Raw genomic sequence first — 15,240 nt, 5'->3', positions numbered from 1 at the left:
GCCCGCATGCCTGCCGCCCTACCTTCGTCACCCGTCCCCGTACTGATCGTCGGTTCGGGTCCGACCGGCCTGACCCTGGCCTGCGATCTGGCCCGCCGCTCGGTGGGCGTGCGGATCATCGACCGCTCGCCCGGGTTCCCGCGCAGTTCCCGGGCGAAGGGCCCGAATCCCCGGTCCCTGGAGGTGTTGGCGGACCTGGGGGTCGCCGACCGGGTGCTGGCGGCGGGTTCGGCACCGTTGCCGATGCGGAAGTACCGGGACGGGGTGCCGGTCGCCGACGCCGATCCGGCCGCGTCGCTGCGCCCGACGCCCGATGCCCCGTACGCCCATGGCCGGCTGATCGCCCAGTGGCAACTGGAGGAGATCCTCCGGGAGCGCCTCGCGGAGTTCGGCGTGCGGGTGGAGCTGGGGGCGGAGGCGGTCGGGCTGACGGAGGCGGACGACCTGGTGACGGTCGCGCTGGCGGACGGCCGGAGCATCGACGCCCGGTACGTGGTGGGCTGCGACGGCGCCCACAGCCGGGTGCGCAAGCTGCTCGGGGTCCCGTTCGAGGGGAAGACCGCGCCGGAGCAGTCGATGGTCTGCGGGGACGTGGAGGTGGAGGGCCTGGACCGGTCCCTCTGGCACCAGTGGTTCGACGAGGACGGTGCCGTGATGCTGTGCCCGATCCCGGGCACGCGGGCGGGCTGGTGGTTCCAGGCGGGCCCGGAGCGGGACGCGGCGGGTGCGCCCGTACCGCCCTCCCTGGAGAGTTTCCGGCGGCTGTTCGCCAAGCACACCCGCCTCCCGGCCGACCGCCTGACCGGGGCCACGCTGCTGTCCACGTACCGGGTCAACGAGCGGATGGTGGACCGTTACCGGGTGGGCCGCGTCCTGCTCGCCGGGGACGCCGCGCACGTCCACTCCATCGCGGGCGGACTGGGCATGAACACGGGCATCCAGGACGCGTTCAACCTGGGCTGGAAGCTCGCGCGGGTCGCCGCCGGTTCGGCGGACCCGCGCCTGTTGGACACGTACGAGGAGGAGCGGCTGCCGGTGGCCGCCTGGACCCTGGACGTGACGGCGGACCGGCTCCGGGCGACCCTGGAGGCGATCCGCCGACCGGGCGGCGGCCTGGACACGGCGGTCTCCGGCGACACGACCGGCCTGGGCGTCGGCTACCCGTGGTCGTCGCTGGCGGGCCCGGGTTCCACACCCCGGCTGCGGCCGGGCGACCGGGCCCCGGACGCCCCCTGTCGCTCCGCCGCGACCGGCGCGCCGATCCGCCTGTTCGACGCTTTCGCGGGCCCGCACTTCACCCTGCTGGGCTTCGGCCCCGACACGGCCGAGGCGCTCCGGGCGACGGAGGCGGCGTACGGCCCGGCCGTACGCGCGTACGGCGTGGACGCGGGCCCGTACGGGGACGGGTCCGGCGCGGACGCGGGAACGGCCGGCGCGGAGACGGACGGTGCACGCTGCCTCGTCGACGACGCCGGCCACGCCCGCACCGCCTACGGCCTCACCCCGCCCGCGCCGACCGGAACGCTCGTCCTGATCCGCCCGGACAACCACGTGGCCCTGATCGCCCCGGCCACCGAACCCGACACGGTCACCGCCTATCTCACCCGCGCGACCAGCACCCCCGCACCGCGCTGAGCAAGCGGCGCGTCGGAGGGGGTGCACCGCCTGCGGCTCCGCGCCGATGACCGGCCGGGCGCCAACGGGTACCAACCGGAATCCGACGTATCGAGCCTCGTGCTGTAATCCTCCTTCCAAGGTCGAAGAGTTGGGGGACAGGACATGGCTGCTGGATCCAGACGCGCCGCCGGACTGCTGGTGGCAGCGGCGGTGCTGCCGCTGACCGGTTGCGGCGGCAGTAGTGGCGACGGCGCCGAGACGACCGCGTCCACGGCGGCCGCGGTCGAAGCGGCGCGGGCCTACCAGCGTGCCTCGCTGCACCGGGACTGGAGGGCGGTCTGCGAGGGCATGACCGAACGCCTGCGGCGCCGGATAGACGCGAAAACGCTCGACGAATGCGTCCAGATCATCGGAACGCCCGGGATCGGCGATCACCGGGACGCCCGGATGAGCACCGGCACGGCATTCGACGTCGAGGCGTTCGGCGACCACCCGGCGGGGACCGGACTTCGGGTGACCGTCGACGACGGACCGGGCCGGGTCGCGCACACCGCGCTGCGACTCGTCCCCGGCAAGGCGGGCGCATGGCTCGTCGACCAGGCGGTCAACCTCCCCTCCCCGGGAGGCACGGGCCCCACGGCCGTACGCGACGCACTGCGCCGCAAGTAGCCCGCGGCGTTTCCGGGGCACTGACCCCGAGGGAATCTCCGTCCGCCCCGGCATCCGGCGCTTTTCCCCGACCCGCGACGAGAGACGTGCCGCGCGATCACCCGGGTTCAGCGACTCAACAGTGGCGGAGCGGGCTGACGACGTCTTCGGTCCGAAGTACGGGCCTCCCGCGACGGCCCGCACAGCCACTTCCCGCTGGGCCGGATGAGTCCACCCGTGAGTACTTCCCGGGATCGACCTCGCGTCGGGCGAGGAAGTCCGTGAGCAGGCGGAGACGGGGCCGGAGGCGGTCTACGGCCAACCGTGCTCCGTGAGCGGATCACCACCCTCGATGTAGCCGAGCAGGCCGGCCTGGGGGTATTCGATAATGTCCTCGGGCAGGTCGTACACGGACCACCACCGCAGGTCGAGGCATTTCTCGGGCTCGCGGTTGACCGGTTCGCCCTGCCACCTGGTGGCCTCGAAGAACAGGCCGACCCGTTCGATTTCGGGGCTCTGCTTGTGGTGCACGACGTGCACCAGCCGAAGGTGCCGGGGATCGACCTCGACCCCGGTCTCCTCGCGCAACTCGCGGGCGGCGCCGGCGGTGAGCGGTTCACCGGCGTCCAGTTTCCCCGACGGAGCGTGCCACCGCCCGTAGCCGTACGGTCCTCCGCGCTGTGACAACAGCACCTTGTCGCCGTCGCGCAGAATCACGTGCGTATCGATCACGGGGGTCGCGGGTGTCGCGTTCATGTACTCACCGGGGGTCGTGGGGTTCGGGTTTCCCGACGCTACTCCTGGCCGCGGGCAGAGCGTCGGCGATTCGCGTCGCCACGTCCGCAGGGGTGGAGTCCGTCGAGTCGACCAAGAACACCTCGACGCCGAGGCCCCTCAAGGTCTGTGCCGCCTCTCGGTAGAGGTCGAGCTCGCGACGTGGCCCCATCGGATCGTCATGGAAACGGTGGCGTCTCCCGCGCTCGGCGAGGCGAGCCGAGATGTGTCCGGGTTCGGCCGTGAGGATCACCGCGAGGTCGGGCAGTGGAATGTGCCGGTTCAGGGCGAGCACGAACGGCTCGGGAACGCCGTCGAGCCGCTGAAGGACGAGACTCGATGCGAGGTAGCGGTCACAGACGACGGTCCGGCCGGAGGTGAGAAGGGGGTCGAGCTCGACCTCGATGTGCTCGTACCGGTTGGCCGCGACGAGACAGGCCAGGGCACGCCCGTGGATGTGGTTCGCCCTGGACCGGGTGAACTCACCGAGTTCGCTCGTCGAGGGTTCGGTCGTCGTGTGGACAGGAACGCCACGTCCGAAGAGCACGCGGCCGAGTTCGGCGACCGTGGTCGACTTCCCGACGCCGCTCGGCCCGTCCACGCTGATGAATGTGCCGGGGCGCCTGCTCATACGGTGTGCCCGAGGCGGTTCCGCTCGTGCTGCTCGCGCGTCAGTTCGGCGAGTGTCTTTCGCAACCTGCGGAGAGGTACGGCTCCGAACTGGACACCGACCGAGAAATTGAACTCGTCGCGCTGCCTCATGCCCTCGTGCGCGCCGTCGTCGGTCAGGTCGACATCGGAATACGCGAGCAGGGTGTCGGGGGCGTGTCCCGCATCAGTGAGCGCCGCCCAGACGGGCGTGCCGGGGTAGGGGCGGAACTCGAAAACACTTGCCCGGAAGCGTCCCGCGCCATACCGGTCCGCCATGCCCCACAGGTTGTGGATGTGCTGCACCGTGGCGTCGAGGTCTCCCTGGTCCTCCCCCGGATACCCCAGGATGAAATATCCCTTCACGCCGATGCCACGCATAAGCAGGCGGGCAGTGACCTGCTCGGTCATCCCTGCGGTGATCCGCTTGTCCATACCGGCGAGAACCCGGTCGCTCCCCGACTCGATCCCGAGGGCAACCTCGCGCAGCCCGTTCGCCTTGAGCGTGTCGAGCATGTCGTCGTCGAGCCGGTCGAACACGTTGATCCGCCCCGTGGCGTCCCACACGTACCGGTCACCGATCCGGTGCCGGGTGAACGCCTCCATCTGCGGGATGATCACACGTTTGGCGCCGAGGAACAGGTCGTCGACGAATCGGTACGCAGTCGCCCCGTAGGTTTCGTGCAGGTGATCGAGCTCGCCGACGATCCTCTCGGGCGATCGGGGCCGGATCCTGACGTCGGGGTTGGCCGAGACGGCGGCGCCGCAGAACCCGCAATCGTACGGGCACCCGCGTGACCCGACGATGTTCGCCTCGATCCGGCCGTCGTCCGCGAGATACGGGTCCTGGGGCAGGAATTCGCGGTTCACGAGCGGCAGGGCGTCGATGTCCGGGCTGAGCCAGTCGGCCGCCTTCTCACGCGCGATACCGACGGCATGCGTGCCGAGCAGACGGTCCCGCCACATCACTCCGGGAAGTTCGGTGCGCCGCCGGTCATCGGCCAGGAGCGCGGCGACCCGGGACTCGCCCTCACCGACGACCAGGGCCCGCAGGTTGGCCATGCGGGGGTCGTCGAGAATACGGGCGGGCATCGCACGGGCGTGGTGCCCGCCGACCATGAGCGCGATGCCGGGATCGAGCCCGGCGGCGATGCGGGCCGACATCTCGTAGGTGGGGGCGAGCAGGTTCATCCCCACCCACCGGGGCCCGACGCTGTTGACCAGTCGCGCCGTCGCGTCGACTCCGAGCCCATGTGCCTCGGCATCCAGCACACCCACATTGAAACCGGCCTGCTGGGCGTACGTGGCGATGTATGCCATGCCCAGGACGGGCAACGTGTAGTCGTTGGTCCTGGGACGCAGGGCGTAGTCACGGAGTGGCGCGTTCACGAACAGGGCGTCGAGCGCCCGGCTCGACTCGGCACCGGCGATCAGATCAGTGGTCGCGCGGGTGTCCTCTGCGGTCGTTAAGGTCATTGCTCCCCCACGTGAGAGTGAACAGAGTCAGGGCATGCAGTTGAGGGCGAGAAGGCGCCCACCGGCGCCACATGGCCTCGAATTCCGTCTCCCCTCGCGGAAATTCGAGACTGGGGGCCGCCTTCCGGGCCCATGTCCGTACGGCGAGATCACCGTGCGGATAGATCGAGAAGTCGCCGGTGAAGTCGGCTGCGGCCGCGCCCGCCGTCCACGGGCCGATACGAGGCACTTCGACGAGCTCTTTGACCAGGCTCTCGGGGTCGAGCGTGGACCAGTGCTCACCCCGTTCGAGGTACGCCTCGGCGGCGGCACGCAGGGCCACTCGGTTGAACTTCGTCCCAGCGGACGCGAACTCCTCGTCGGAGAGACCGAGGACCGTCTCGGCAGTCGGCACACGTGCGAAGTCGCCGGCCATGGTGGAGACCGTCTGTCCGTACGCGCCATAGAACGCCCGGTGTTTCCGCAGGGCCTGCTTCGCACTCACCACCTGGCGGAGGATCGCCGTCGCGATCGCGTCCCACAACGAGGGGTTGTCGAGGCGGACGACCGTATCCATGCCCACCAACTCGGCGAGCAGCGGACCGGCCCCTTCGAAAGTGGGCAGCTCAACCGAAGACGTGAGGGATGGGCACGGCTGCTCGCCGTCACCGTCCCCTTCGATGGGCGAGAAGGAGAGACATCCGTCCGAGCCATCCCAGAGGGCGAGCCACGTGGTTCCGGCGTGCTCAACAAGACGGGCCCGATGACCGTCGGCCGTGTTCTGCCATCCGGGATGTTCGGTGATGATCTTCGCGCTCATGAACTCAATTCCGGTCTCGATGCATGGAGTTAGACAAAAGGGCGGTGGTGCACGCACACGCTTCGAGGTACCGCACGGGAAGAAGAATCCGCTCGGCGATCTCTCCGCTCCCGAAACAACGTAGCTTCGGATGGGCATCTCATCGCCGAATCAGGCCGAAGTACAGCCGCCTGCTTGCCGTTCAACGTGTTCTCGGGGGAATGACTGGATTCACGCGCCCCTTCTGGCCCGCACCATCGCTCGGCACATCCGCCATCCGCGCGCCGACCAAGCCGGCATCGATGACACCGGGTTCGGCTTCTGCGCGCGGCACGACCGACGCGGTCGGCGCAACGGTTGCTCATCTCGGGTGGGCGGAGAGGGTGTACGTCATGTCGGTGTCCGGGACGACGACGAGGAGCGGGCTGCCTCCCCTGAGGTGGGCCTGCGCCTCGCGCTGACCCTTGCGGTCCGCGTACCACTCACGCAGCTCGGCCGGGCGATTCGGCGGGGCACCGGCCGGCCGGTGCGGACGCAGGTGCTGCACCCACGCCTTTCCCTCCAGGTCCAGACGCGGACCGTCCTCGGGATCGCTGTCCAGCCGGTCCGCGATCCACAACGCCTGACCCCCCAGCCACCGCACCGCCAACACCGGCGAGATCGTCTCGAACCTCCCCAGCACATACCGCGCCATCCGCCCGGTACCCCCGAAGAACTCCACCGCCAACACCTCACACCGGTAACCCGGCAGCCCCTTCGCCCTGTTCACACGCCACCCCTGCTGCTCCGCAGATTCCGCAACGCGTTCTCCACACTCAACCGCTCCGCCGGAGTCAACGCCCGCACCCACCCCGGCTCCGCCTCCCACTCCACCCCACCCCCCACCGGCCGCAACGACCAGTACGGCCCCGCCACCCCACGGAACTCCCCCACCCGACCCCCACGCCCCTCATCCCGGAACAACGCCCCAGGAGGCGGCACTTCGGGCTCACCCGAAGGCCCCTCCGAGCGCCCCTCCGAGGGCCCCTGACCGTTCGGAACACCCGCGTTCTCGCACACGTCAACTCCGCTCCGTAGTTGTCCCACTACCAAGAGGCTTCAGAGTGGCCTAGAGTCGGGCCGTCTTCAACGTTCCGGAAAGGGAGGGCACGTTGGTCAACATCAAGCCGTTGAACCCGGAAGCAAGCCCGAGGGCCGCTTATGGGGCCCGCTTACGCAGTTCGCGCGAGTCGCGCGGCTGGACGCAGGATGAACTCGCTGGCCTGGGAGGGTACTCGGGCAGGCACATCTCTGCGGTGGAAACTGGCCGCAAACCGCCAACGCTCCCGTTCTCGCGGAGCATGGATACTGTCTTCGGATTCACCAGTACCGCCGAATCGTTCGAACGCGCGTGGACAGAGCTGCGGAACGGCAGCCTGCTGGAGGGCTTCCCGGAGTACCTGAGCCAGGAGAACCGCGCGGCTGAGATCCGATTGTTCGACATCGGCGTGGTGCCGGGGTTGCTCCAGACGCCGGAGTACGCAACGGTCCTGGAAGAGGGCAACGTGCGACGGGGCACCATCACTCCGGACCAGGCCGCCGAGCGGGTCGAGGCACTGATGGACCGACAGTCCATTCTGACGCGGCGCAACCCGCCGATCCTGATCGTGGTGCTGGACGAGAGCTGCATCCGCCGCGTGATCGGCAGCCCCGCTGTCATGGAGCGCCAGATGGCCCATCTGATCGAGTTCGCCGAACGACCCAACACCATGATCCAGGTGGCCCCCTTCACCATGGGCGAGCGCCGCCCGTTCGGCCGACAGGTGAACCTGCTGACCATGCCCGACCGCTCGGTGATGTCCTACGTGGAGTCCGAAACCAACGGGTACTTGGACAGGGAATTGACGTCTGTGCTGCCGTTGGTGAGGTACTACCATCAGCTTCAAGCCGAGGCGCACTCCCAGGCGGCCTCCGTGGCCATGTTCGACGAGGCACGAAAGGGCACCCCCCGATGACTGATTCCCCCTCCCCCCTCTGGATCAAGTCCTCTTACAGCGGCAACGGCGGGACCTGCGTCGAGTGGGCCCCGGCCCAGGTGCCCACCACCGGCGTCGTCCCCGTACGCGACTCCAAGAACCCGGGTGGCCCCGTGCTGCACGCCTCTTCCACCGCCTTCGCGACCTTCGTCGCAGGCGTCAAGAGCGGAGAGTTCGGAGCCGCCTGACCAACGGCCGTCCCGCACTTCTCATCCGCAAGGCCCCACCGTGCAGCGCACGGTGGGGCCTTCGCACTCTCCGCTCCCGCCGGTTTGCCCCCTCGGCCCGAAGGGCACCTGGAACGCGGCACGGCTTTCGCGTTCGCACCCCGGACAGTCACGAAAGGGTTCCCATGACGGTCAAGGCTCCCCTCTGGTTCACTTCCTCCTACAGCGGCGGTGGCGGCTCCTGCATCGAGGTCGCCACCAACCTCGCCGCCCCGCACGGCATCGTTTCCGTACGCGACTCCAAGAACCCGCACGGACCCGTACTCCGCACCACCCCCACCCCCTTCACCACCTTCGTCACAGGCGTCAAGAGCGGAGACTTCGGCGGGAGCCCGGCCTAGGTACTGGCGGGCTCTCGGATTCAGCGGTCGCCACAAAGCCCAGCAGATCGGGGCGGACAGGCCGATGCGGGTTTTCGTGGCCGGGCTGACGGTGGAGTGCGGCAGAGTGGCCGTATGGGAACAAGTCTGGGGACTGTGGTAATCACCGGTGCGGCCGGGCGAGTTGGGTCGGCGGTGCGGGTCGGCTTGCGCGGTGACGTCGAGCGCCTGGTGCTTGTCGATCGTGTTGGTCTCGCCGTGCAGGACGCGGCCGAGGAGGTGCGGCAGTTCGACCTGCGTGACGCCGAGGCGGTGACGGCGGCCTTGGCGGGGGCCGACGCGGTGGTGCATCTGGGCGGGGTCCCGGATGAAGCGCCCTTGCCGGACCTGCTGGACGGCAACGTTCTGGGGACGCACAACGTGCTGGAGGGGGCACGGCGGCAAGGGGTCGGGCGGGTGCTGCTCGCCAGCAGCAACCGTCTCACCGGCTTCTATCCGGCGTCGCAGACAGTGACTGCCGAGATGCCTCCACGACCGGATGGTCTCTACGGGGTGAGCAAGGTCGCGGTCGAGGCCCTGGGGCGCCTGTATGCGGACAAGTTCGGCCTGTCCGTGGTGTGTCTGCGCATCGGAAGCTTCGAGGACGTACCAACCGAGCATCGTCACCTGGCGACGTGGCTGAGCCCCCGCGACTGCCTCGGTTTCATTCGTGCGGCCCTCCTCGCCCGCGACGTCCACTTCGAGACCGTCTATGCCGTTTCCGCCAATGCCCGCCGGTTCTGGGACATCGAAGCCGGAGCGGCCTTGGGATACGTGCCCATGGACGACGCGGAAGCGTATGCGCCGGGTCTCCCACCGGGCGGGGACGCGGCGAGCAGCCTGCAGGGCGGCGCCTATGCCGATGCGGAGTACACGCTTCGGCATGTGTGAAGCCGGCTGAACGCGGTGGTTCTCCTCCGCACCGAAGGGACGTCGGCCCGGGGCGGCTACACGCCGGTGGCGCCGTCGACGCGTTCGCGGACCAGGTCGGCGTGGCCGTTGTGGCGGGCGTACTCCTCGATCATGTGGACGTAGATCCAGCGGAGGCTGACCTCCTGCCCCATGAAGCGGCCCGTGTCGGTCAGTGGGCGCCCGGCGCAGTGCTCGCGGGCGTGGGCGATCTCCGCGTGCCAGGTGGCGAGGGCGGCGCCCAGGGTGGCGTCGGCGGCCACGTCGAAGCCTCCGTCGGGGCCGTCCGGGTCGGCCTGCGGGTCGTGGATGGGCGGGGCCTGCTCACCGGCGAAGACGCGGCGGAACCAGTTCCGTTCGACCTCCGCCATGTGCTGGACCAGGCCGGTCAGCGTGAAATCGGACGGTGGTACGGAGGCCGTGGCGGCCTGCTCGTCGTCCAGTCCCTCGCACTTCATGGCCAGGGTGGTGCGGTGGAAGTCGAGCCAGCCTTCGAGCGTCGTGCGCTCGTCGGCGTTCAGGGGCGGCATGGGTCGGTCGATGGCGCTCATCGGTCGATTATCGCCAGTGCCCGAACCCCGCCCGCGGGCAGGACCTGCACCCCCCTGGAAGGAAGATGTGACCCTTCACCGGTCGATCGTCACATTCTCTTCCGAGCCCCCCGACGCAGGTCTCCGTCATGGGGGCTTTCCCCTCCGTCCGTCGCGCCGGCGAGCACGGCCGCTCGCCGACGCGACATTCCCGGCACACGCCTCAGCCGCAGCAGCCCCCGGCCCCGGATGCGGCCGCCGCCGGGGCGGGGGTGGGCGCCGTGGACGGCTTGACGGCGCGGACGATCGCCGCGTGCATGCCGTCGGCCACCGTGTGGGTGGGCACGATCTCGATGTCCGTGAACCCGGCGGCCGCCAGACCGGACCGGCACTCGGCGAACGAGAGGGCCCCGGCGATGCAGCCCACATAGTCGCCGCGCTCGGCCCGCTGGGCGGGGGTGAGGGCATCGTCGGCGACGACGTCGGAGATCCCGATCCGGCCGCCCGGCCGCAGAACGCGAAGCATCTCGGCGAACACGGCCGGCTTGTCGGTGGACAGATTGATCACGCAGTTGGAGATGACGACGTCGATCGTGGCCGCCGGAAGCGGGACGGCCTCGATCGTGCCCTTGAGGAATTCGACGTTCCGCGCGCCCGCCCGCGCCGCGTTGGCGAGGGCCAGCGCCAGCATCTCCTCGGTCATGTCGAGCCCGTACGCCTTGCCGGTGGGGCCGACGCGGCGGGCGGACAGCAGGACGTCGATACCGCCGCCGGACCCGAGGTCGAGGACCCGTTCGCCCTCGCGGAGATCGGCGACGGCGGTGGGGTTGCCGCAGCCGAGGGAGGCGGCGACGGCCTCGGTGGGCAGCGCGCCGCGCTCGTCGTCGGCGTACAGGGCCGAGCCGAAGTTCTCGTCGACCTCCACCGGCTCGACGCCGCAACAGCCCGCGCCGACGCCCTCCGAACCCTCGGCGCCCCCGGCACCCTCGGTGACCTGGAGCGCGGAGGCCGCGTAACGGCGGCGGACGGTCTCACGGAGTTCGGTGGGGTCGGTCATGGCCGCTCCTCGGTTCGTCGCACGGGACACATGCTCTGCATTGACGTTCATCGATGCAAGCTTGTGCTCTGGATCGAAGTTCGTCAACATAGAAGGATGTCGAATCAAGAGCTGGTCGTGCTCGGCCAGGACGAGGGAACGGGCTCCGAGGGCTGCTGCCCGACGCTGCTGACCGCACCCATGGACGAGGACCGGGCCACCGAGCTGGCGAAGGTGTTCAAGGCACTCGGCGACCCGGTCCGGCTGCGGCTGCTGTCGATGATCGCCTCGCGGGCCGGCGGCGAGATCTGCGTCTGCGACCTGACCCCGGCGTTCGAGCTGTCGCAGCCGACCGTCTCCCACCACCTGAAGCTGCTGAAGCAGGCCGGGCTGATCGCCTCCGAGCGGCGGGGCACCTGGGTCTACTACCGGCTCGTCCCCGAGACCACCGACCGGCTCGCCGCCGTACTGGCCCGGCCGGACGAGACCGTGGCGGACGCCTCGTGACCGGGACGGAGACCGCATCCGCATCCGCGTCGGCATCGGAGTCGGCCTCGGCTTCGGCATCGGCGTCGGCGTCGGCTTCGGAGCCCGGGGCGGGTCGGGTCGCGGGGCGGCTGTCGTTCGTCGACCGGTTCCTCGCCGTGTGGATCCTGGTGGCGATGGGGGCCGGACTCGGCCTGGGACGGCTGGTGCCGGGGCTGGGTGACGCGCTCGCGAAGGTGACCGTCACGGGCGTCTCGCTGCCGATCGCGCTCGGCCTGCTGGTGATGATGTATCCGGTGCTCGCGAAGGTCCGCTACGACCGGGTGGGCACCGTCACCCGCGACCGGCGCCTGCTGCTGCCCTCGCTGCTGCTGAACTGGATCGTCGGCCCGGCGCTGATGTTCGCGCTGGCCTGGCTCCTCCTGCCGGACCTGCCCGAGTACCGGACCGGGCTGATCATCGTGGGCCTCGCCCGCTGCATCGCCATGGTCATCATCTGGAACGACCTGGCGTGCGGGGACCGGGAGGCCGCCGCCGTGCTGGTCGCGCTCAACAGCGTCTTCCAGGTCCTCGCCTTCGCGGGTCTCGGCTGGTTCTACCTGTCCGTCCTGCCGGGATGGCTCGGGCTGGAGCAGACCGTGCTGGACGTGTCGGTGTGGGAGATCGCCCGCTCCGTACTGATCTTCCTCGGCATCCCGCTGCTCGCCGGGTTCCTCACCCGACGCCTGGGCGAACGGGCCCGGGGCCGCACCTGGTACGAGTCGAAGCTGATCCCCCGGATCGGGCCGTTCGCCCTGTACGGGCTGCTGTTCACCATCGTGGTGCTCTTCGCGCTCCAGGGCGACGCCATCACCTCCCGGCCGCTCGACGTGGCCCGGATCGCGCTGCCGCTGCTGGTGTACTTCGCGGTCATGTGGACGGGTTCCATGGCGCTGGGGCGCCTGGTCGGCCTGGACCACCCGCGTGCCACGACCCTCGCGTTCACCGCGGCGGGCAACAACTTCGAGCTGGCCATCGCGGTCGCCATCGCCACCTTCGGCGCCTCGTCGGGCCAGGCGCTCGCCGGAGTGGTCGGCCCGCTCATCGAAGTGCCGGTCCTCATCGGGCTGGTCCATGTCGCGCTCGCCGCCCGCCGGTTCTTCCCGGCCGGCACCCCCGAAGGGACCGTACGTGACTGAGGCCCCCGGCGCCGGGCGGAAGCCCTCGGTGCTGTTCGTCTGCGTCCACAACGCGGGCCGTTCACAGATGGCCGCGGCCTGGCTCAGCCACCTCGCCGGGGACCGGATCGAGGTCCGCTCCGCCGGCTCCGCACCGGCCGGGGCCGTCAACCCGGTCGCCGTCGCCGCCATGGCCGAGGCCGGGGTCGACATCTCCGCCGAAGTGCCCAAGGTCCTGACCACCGACGCCGTCCGCGCCGCCGACGCCGTCGTCACGATGGGCTGCGGGGACACCTGCCCCGTCCTCCCGGGCAAGCGCTACCTGGACTGGGTGCTCGACGACCCGGCAGGCCAGGGCATCGACACCGTCCGCGCCGTCCGGGACCGGATCAGGGCCCTGGTGGAGGAGCTGATCGCCGAACTCGTACCGGCCGGCGGCGGGGAACCGGCCGTCCGCGCCGCCCAGGCCGAAGAATCGTCCTGAGGGCTGTCCCGCAATCCCTGGTGGATCAGCGTGCGGCCCCGGACGAAGGCCGCCCGGTCCGTCGAGGTGGAGGCCGGGGGTCGGTCGCGGGGAGTAGGGCCCGCGCCCCATGCGCGCCGCGGGGCCCGGCCTCTAGGGTCGGCGCTCATGGAGACGACCACCGGGAACGTCCGGCGCCGGATGGAAGAACGCAGGCGCGACACGCTGGAGCGGCTCGGCGGTGAACGCGACATCTGGGTGTCGACGGCGCACCCCGAGCACGGGCCGCATCAGGTGCCCCTGTGGTTCCTGTGGGACGGTCAGGCTGTCTGGATGTGCACCACCGCCGCCTCCGCGACCGCGCGGAACGTCCGGGTGGAGCCCCGCGTACGGCTGGCGCTCCAGGACACCATGGACGTGGTGCTCCTCCAGGGCGAGGCGGAGTGCTTCTCGGACCGGGAGGTGCCGGGGGAGGTGGCGGACGCGTACACCGCGAAGTTCGGCTGGGACCCGCGGACGGAGGAGGCTTCCCACCTGTACGTGCGTGTCGCGCCCCGGACCGTACGCGCCTGGCGCGGCGTGCCCGAGCTGCACGGCCGGGTCGTCATGCGCGACGGGGTGTGGGTGGAGTAGGGCGCCCGGCCGCCGCCCCGCCCCCGGAGTGGCGGCCGGGCACCTTCCTCGCGCGTCGGAGCATCGGCGCGTCGGAGCGCTGGCTCAGTCGTCGATGTCGACGCGGTCGAACTCCCAGAGCTGGGTGGGCGAGCCGCTGCGCCGGTCCAGCTTGACCTGCGGGACGTCGTCCCGGTCCAGCGTGGCGATCCGGTCGGCGCCGGGGAGCCCGATGGTGAACCTGCGGTTGCCCGCCGACTCGATGGTCCACTCGCCGGGCTTCTTCGTCGCCGAGAGGAAGACCGCGTCCTCCTGAGGGACGAAGGCGTAGTGGCCGAACTGGGCCGGGCCCGCGCTGATCGTGTACCGGTCGGGGGAGACCTCCTTCACCGTCCACTTCTCGACGAGCCGGCCGCCGAAGTACCGCAGCGGGACGTCGATCGGCGGGTAGATCAGCGGAACCGGACCGATGCCCAGGCCGGACCCCGGCTCGGAGGCCACGTTGTGGATCACGTAGACGCCCGGGACGGGGGCGGCCGGGGCCGGGGCGGCGGCGGGGGTCGCCGCATGGGTGGGCACGGTGGCGGTGAGGCTCAGGACGGCGAGCGCCGCGGCGGCCAGAATCGTCTTCATGCCGGAGGAACGAACGCCTCCGGCCCGGGTCACGCCCCGGTACGCGATCCGGGGGACGCGGAACGGGGCGCGGGGCGGCGCGTGCGCCGGGTCACTTCCGCCAGAACAGGTGGTGCGTCACCCCGCTCGGGCTGGGGACGACGTCCAGGTGGAAGCGGTCGCGCAGCTCGTCCGGGGACTCCCAGAGCCGCGAACCGGCCCCCAGCTCCACCGGCGCCACCGCCACGTGCAACGTGTCCACCAGGTCGGCTTCGAGGAACGCCCGGATGAGGGTGGCCCCGCCGCCCAGGCGCACGTCCTTGCCCCGCGCCGCCTCCTTCGCCCGTTCGAGCACCGCGGCCGGTGTGTCGTCGACGAAGTGGAACGTGGTGTCGGAGAGCGTGAACGACGGGCGCGGGTGGTGCGTCATCACGAACACCGGGGTGTGGAACGGGGGCGTGTCGCCCCACCAGCCGAGCCAGTCGTGATTCTGCCAAGGGCCCACCTGCGGGCCGAACTTGCGGCGGCCCATGATCTCCGCGCCGATGTTGTGGTGGAAGTCCCGGGTGAGGTAGTCGTCGAGGCCCCGGCTGCCGCCGGGGTCGGTCCGGTTCGGCCAGCTCGCGGTGGCCCCGGCCCAGGAAAGCATGGCTCCGGGGTCGGCGTGCCCGAAGGGCGTCTCCAGGCTCTGGCCCTCCCCCGCCCCGAAACCGTCGCTCGACACGCAGAAGTTCTGGACCTTCAGCAGCTGTCCCATGTCTCTCTTCCCATGTGTGGTCCGGTACGGCAGGCCTGCCGCGCCGGTTCGGACTGTGGATCTTCCGTGCAGGTGAGGACTGTTCCGAGCCGGAGAACTCATCGGGTCCTGGGGCGCGGCCCGCGCCCCAGGACCG

Annotated in this window: 20 protein-coding genes; 10 read left to right on the top strand and 10 right to left on the bottom strand. The window is 70.6% G+C overall.

Annotated elements, in window-relative coordinates:
- Nucleotides 1–6 precede the first annotated feature (6 nt).
- Both ACF08W_RS23825 and ACF08W_RS23820 read left to right on the top strand, forming a co-directional pair.
- Nucleotides 7–1,635, top strand: coding sequence for an FAD-dependent monooxygenase (locus ACF08W_RS23825; RefSeq protein WP_392280459.1), 1,629 nt, complete (start codon nt 7–9; stop codon nt 1,633–1,635).
- Between the two features lie 144 nt (nt 1,636–1,779).
- A complete protein-coding gene (locus tag ACF08W_RS23820; RefSeq protein ID WP_392280458.1) occupies nt 1,780–2,286 on the top strand; it encodes a hypothetical protein in 507 nt (168 codons plus the stop codon).
- Nucleotides 2,287–2,577: 291 nt separating this feature from the next.
- On the opposite strand, the gene ACF08W_RS23815 is transcribed toward ACF08W_RS23820, so the two are convergent.
- From ACF08W_RS23815 to ACF08W_RS23790, 6 genes are all read right to left on the bottom strand, one after another.
- Nucleotides 2,578–3,021: an NUDIX domain-containing protein gene (locus ACF08W_RS23815; RefSeq protein ID WP_392280457.1), complete on the bottom strand. Its 444-nt coding sequence runs from the start codon at nt 3,019–3,021 to the stop codon at nt 2,578–2,580.
- Nucleotides 3,022–3,025: 4 nt separating this feature from the next.
- Entirely contained in the window at nt 3,026–3,670 is a 645-nt protein-coding gene (gene tmk, locus ACF08W_RS23810) for a dTMP kinase (protein WP_392280456.1), read from the bottom strand.
- Nucleotides 3,667–5,163, bottom strand: coding sequence for a B12-binding domain-containing radical SAM protein (locus tag ACF08W_RS23805; RefSeq protein WP_392280455.1), 1,497 nt, complete (start codon nt 5,161–5,163; stop codon nt 3,667–3,669). Before ACF08W_RS23805 ends, tmk begins: the two co-directional genes overlap by 4 nt.
- A complete protein-coding gene (locus ACF08W_RS23800) occupies nt 5,123–5,962 on the bottom strand; it encodes a hypothetical protein (protein ID WP_392280454.1) in 840 nt (279 codons plus the stop codon). The genes ACF08W_RS23805 and ACF08W_RS23800 overlap by 41 nt, the downstream gene beginning before the upstream one ends.
- A gap of 340 nt (nt 5,963–6,302) precedes the next feature.
- On the bottom strand, nt 6,303–6,662 hold the full coding sequence (locus ACF08W_RS23795) for a hypothetical protein (protein WP_385208056.1): 360 nt from the start codon (nt 6,660–6,662) through the stop codon (nt 6,303–6,305).
- A gap of 44 nt (nt 6,663–6,706) precedes the next feature.
- Nucleotides 6,707–6,922, bottom strand: coding sequence for a hypothetical protein (locus ACF08W_RS23790; protein ID WP_392280487.1), 216 nt, complete (start codon nt 6,920–6,922; stop codon nt 6,707–6,709).
- Between the two features lie 170 nt (nt 6,923–7,092).
- Here ACF08W_RS23790 and ACF08W_RS23785 point away from each other — a divergent pair, with 170 nt between their 5' ends.
- The 4 genes from ACF08W_RS23785 to ACF08W_RS23770 all read left to right on the top strand — a co-directional run bounded on the left by ACF08W_RS23785 (nt 7,093) and on the right by ACF08W_RS23770 (nt 9,433).
- The gene (locus ACF08W_RS23785) at nt 7,093–7,935 is read left to right on the top strand and encodes a Scr1 family TA system antitoxin-like transcriptional regulator (protein ID WP_392280453.1); all 843 of its coding nucleotides are present in this window, start codon (nt 7,093–7,095) and stop codon (nt 7,933–7,935) included.
- On the top strand, nt 7,932–8,144 hold the full coding sequence (locus ACF08W_RS23780) for a DUF397 domain-containing protein (RefSeq protein WP_352276054.1): 213 nt from the start codon (nt 7,932–7,934) through the stop codon (nt 8,142–8,144). The genes ACF08W_RS23785 and ACF08W_RS23780 overlap by 4 nt, the downstream gene beginning before the upstream one ends.
- Nucleotides 8,145–8,308: 164 nt before the next feature.
- Entirely contained in the window at nt 8,309–8,524 is a 216-nt protein-coding gene (locus tag ACF08W_RS23775) for a DUF397 domain-containing protein (RefSeq protein ID WP_392280452.1), read from the top strand.
- Nucleotides 8,525–8,638: 114 nt separating this feature from the next.
- Nucleotides 8,639–9,433 carry an NAD-dependent epimerase/dehydratase family protein gene (locus ACF08W_RS23770; RefSeq protein WP_392280451.1) on the top strand — a complete coding sequence of 265 codons (795 nt, stop codon included), beginning with the start codon at nt 8,639–8,641 and terminating at the stop codon, nt 9,431–9,433.
- Nucleotides 9,434–9,489: 56 nt separating this feature from the next.
- Here the strand turns inward: ACF08W_RS23770 and ACF08W_RS23765 are convergent, their stop codons facing one another.
- Together ACF08W_RS23765 and arsM are read right to left on the bottom strand one after the other, a co-directional pair.
- Nucleotides 9,490–10,002: a DinB family protein gene (locus ACF08W_RS23765; RefSeq protein ID WP_392280450.1), complete on the bottom strand. Its 513-nt coding sequence runs from the start codon at nt 10,000–10,002 to the stop codon at nt 9,490–9,492.
- Between the two features lie 202 nt (nt 10,003–10,204).
- Nucleotides 10,205–11,038, bottom strand: a complete 834-nt coding sequence (gene arsM, locus ACF08W_RS23760) for an arsenite methyltransferase (protein WP_392280449.1) — start codon at nt 11,036–11,038, stop codon at nt 10,205–10,207.
- 96 nt (nt 11,039–11,134) lie between these two features.
- Here arsM and ACF08W_RS23755 point away from each other — a divergent pair, with 96 nt between their 5' ends.
- The 4 genes from ACF08W_RS23755 (at nt 11,135) to ACF08W_RS23740 (ending at nt 13,756) form a co-directional block, all read left to right on the top strand.
- Entirely contained in the window at nt 11,135–11,524 is a 390-nt protein-coding gene (locus tag ACF08W_RS23755) for an ArsR/SmtB family transcription factor (RefSeq protein ID WP_392280448.1), read from the top strand.
- Between the two features lie 110 nt (nt 11,525–11,634).
- Nucleotides 11,635–12,681 (top strand): ACR3 family arsenite efflux transporter, encoded by a 1,047-nt coding sequence (gene arsB, locus ACF08W_RS23750; RefSeq protein WP_392280486.1) that lies wholly within the window; start codon nt 11,635–11,637, stop codon nt 12,679–12,681.
- Complete coding sequence (locus ACF08W_RS23745) at nt 12,674–13,144, top strand: arsenate reductase ArsC (protein WP_392280447.1); 471 nt, start codon at nt 12,674–12,676, stop codon at nt 13,142–13,144. Before arsB ends, ACF08W_RS23745 begins: the two co-directional genes overlap by 8 nt.
- Before the next feature lie 147 nt (nt 13,145–13,291).
- Entirely contained in the window at nt 13,292–13,756 is a 465-nt protein-coding gene (locus ACF08W_RS23740) for a pyridoxamine 5'-phosphate oxidase family protein (RefSeq protein ID WP_392280446.1), read from the top strand.
- 84 nt (nt 13,757–13,840) lie between these two features.
- Here ACF08W_RS23740 and ACF08W_RS23735 read toward each other — a convergent pair whose 3' ends face one another.
- Together ACF08W_RS23735 and ACF08W_RS23730 are read right to left on the bottom strand one after the other, a co-directional pair.
- Nucleotides 13,841–14,368, bottom strand: coding sequence for a hypothetical protein (locus ACF08W_RS23735; protein WP_385208022.1), 528 nt, complete (start codon nt 14,366–14,368; stop codon nt 13,841–13,843).
- A gap of 91 nt (nt 14,369–14,459) precedes the next feature.
- A complete protein-coding gene (locus ACF08W_RS23730) occupies nt 14,460–15,104 on the bottom strand; it encodes a dihydrofolate reductase family protein (RefSeq protein WP_385208019.1) in 645 nt (214 codons plus the stop codon).
- Nucleotides 15,105–15,240: the final 136 nt, after the last annotated feature.

The sequence above is a fragment of the Streptomyces sp. NPDC015144 genome (assembly GCF_043079735.1).
In the GTDB taxonomy this organism is placed as follows: domain Bacteria; phylum Actinomycetota; class Actinomycetes; order Streptomycetales; family Streptomycetaceae; genus Streptomyces.
The sequence above is the reverse complement of the archived record's forward strand: the minus strand, read 5'-3'. Positions and strand labels throughout refer to the sequence as shown.

Coding starts and splice junctions, on each gene's coding strand:
- ACF08W_RS23825 (WP_392280459.1), top strand. CDS start 7: ATGCCTGCCGCCCTACCTTCGTCACCCGTCCCCGTACTGATCGTCGGT.
- ACF08W_RS23820 (WP_392280458.1), top strand. CDS start 1,780: ATGGCTGCTGGATCCAGACGCGCCGCCGGACTGCTGGTGGCAGCGGCG.
- ACF08W_RS23815 (WP_392280457.1), bottom strand. CDS start 3,021: ATGAACGCGACACCCGCGACCCCCGTGATCGATACGCACGTGATTCTG.
- tmk (WP_392280456.1), bottom strand. CDS start 3,670: ATGAGCAGGCGCCCCGGCACATTCATCAGCGTGGACGGGCCGAGCGGC.
- ACF08W_RS23805 (WP_392280455.1), bottom strand. CDS start 5,163: ATGACCTTAACGACCGCAGAGGACACCCGCGCGACCACTGATCTGATC.
- ACF08W_RS23800 (WP_392280454.1), bottom strand. CDS start 5,962: ATGAGCGCGAAGATCATCACCGAACATCCCGGATGGCAGAACACGGCC.
- ACF08W_RS23780 (WP_352276054.1), top strand. CDS start 7,932: ATGACTGATTCCCCCTCCCCCCTCTGGATCAAGTCCTCTTACAGCGGC.
- ACF08W_RS23775 (WP_392280452.1), top strand. CDS start 8,309: ATGACGGTCAAGGCTCCCCTCTGGTTCACTTCCTCCTACAGCGGCGGT.
- ACF08W_RS23770 (WP_392280451.1), top strand. CDS start 8,639: ATGGGAACAAGTCTGGGGACTGTGGTAATCACCGGTGCGGCCGGGCGA.
- ACF08W_RS23765 (WP_392280450.1), bottom strand. CDS start 10,002: ATGAGCGCCATCGACCGACCCATGCCGCCCCTGAACGCCGACGAGCGC.
- arsM (WP_392280449.1), bottom strand. CDS start 11,038: ATGACCGACCCCACCGAACTCCGTGAGACCGTCCGCCGCCGTTACGCG.
- ACF08W_RS23755 (WP_392280448.1), top strand. CDS start 11,135: ATGTCGAATCAAGAGCTGGTCGTGCTCGGCCAGGACGAGGGAACGGGC.
- ACF08W_RS23740 (WP_392280446.1), top strand. CDS start 13,292: ATGGAGACGACCACCGGGAACGTCCGGCGCCGGATGGAAGAACGCAGG.
- ACF08W_RS23735 (WP_385208022.1), bottom strand. CDS start 14,368: ATGAAGACGATTCTGGCCGCCGCGGCGCTCGCCGTCCTGAGCCTCACC.
- ACF08W_RS23730 (WP_385208019.1), bottom strand. CDS start 15,104: ATGGGACAGCTGCTGAAGGTCCAGAACTTCTGCGTGTCGAGCGACGGT.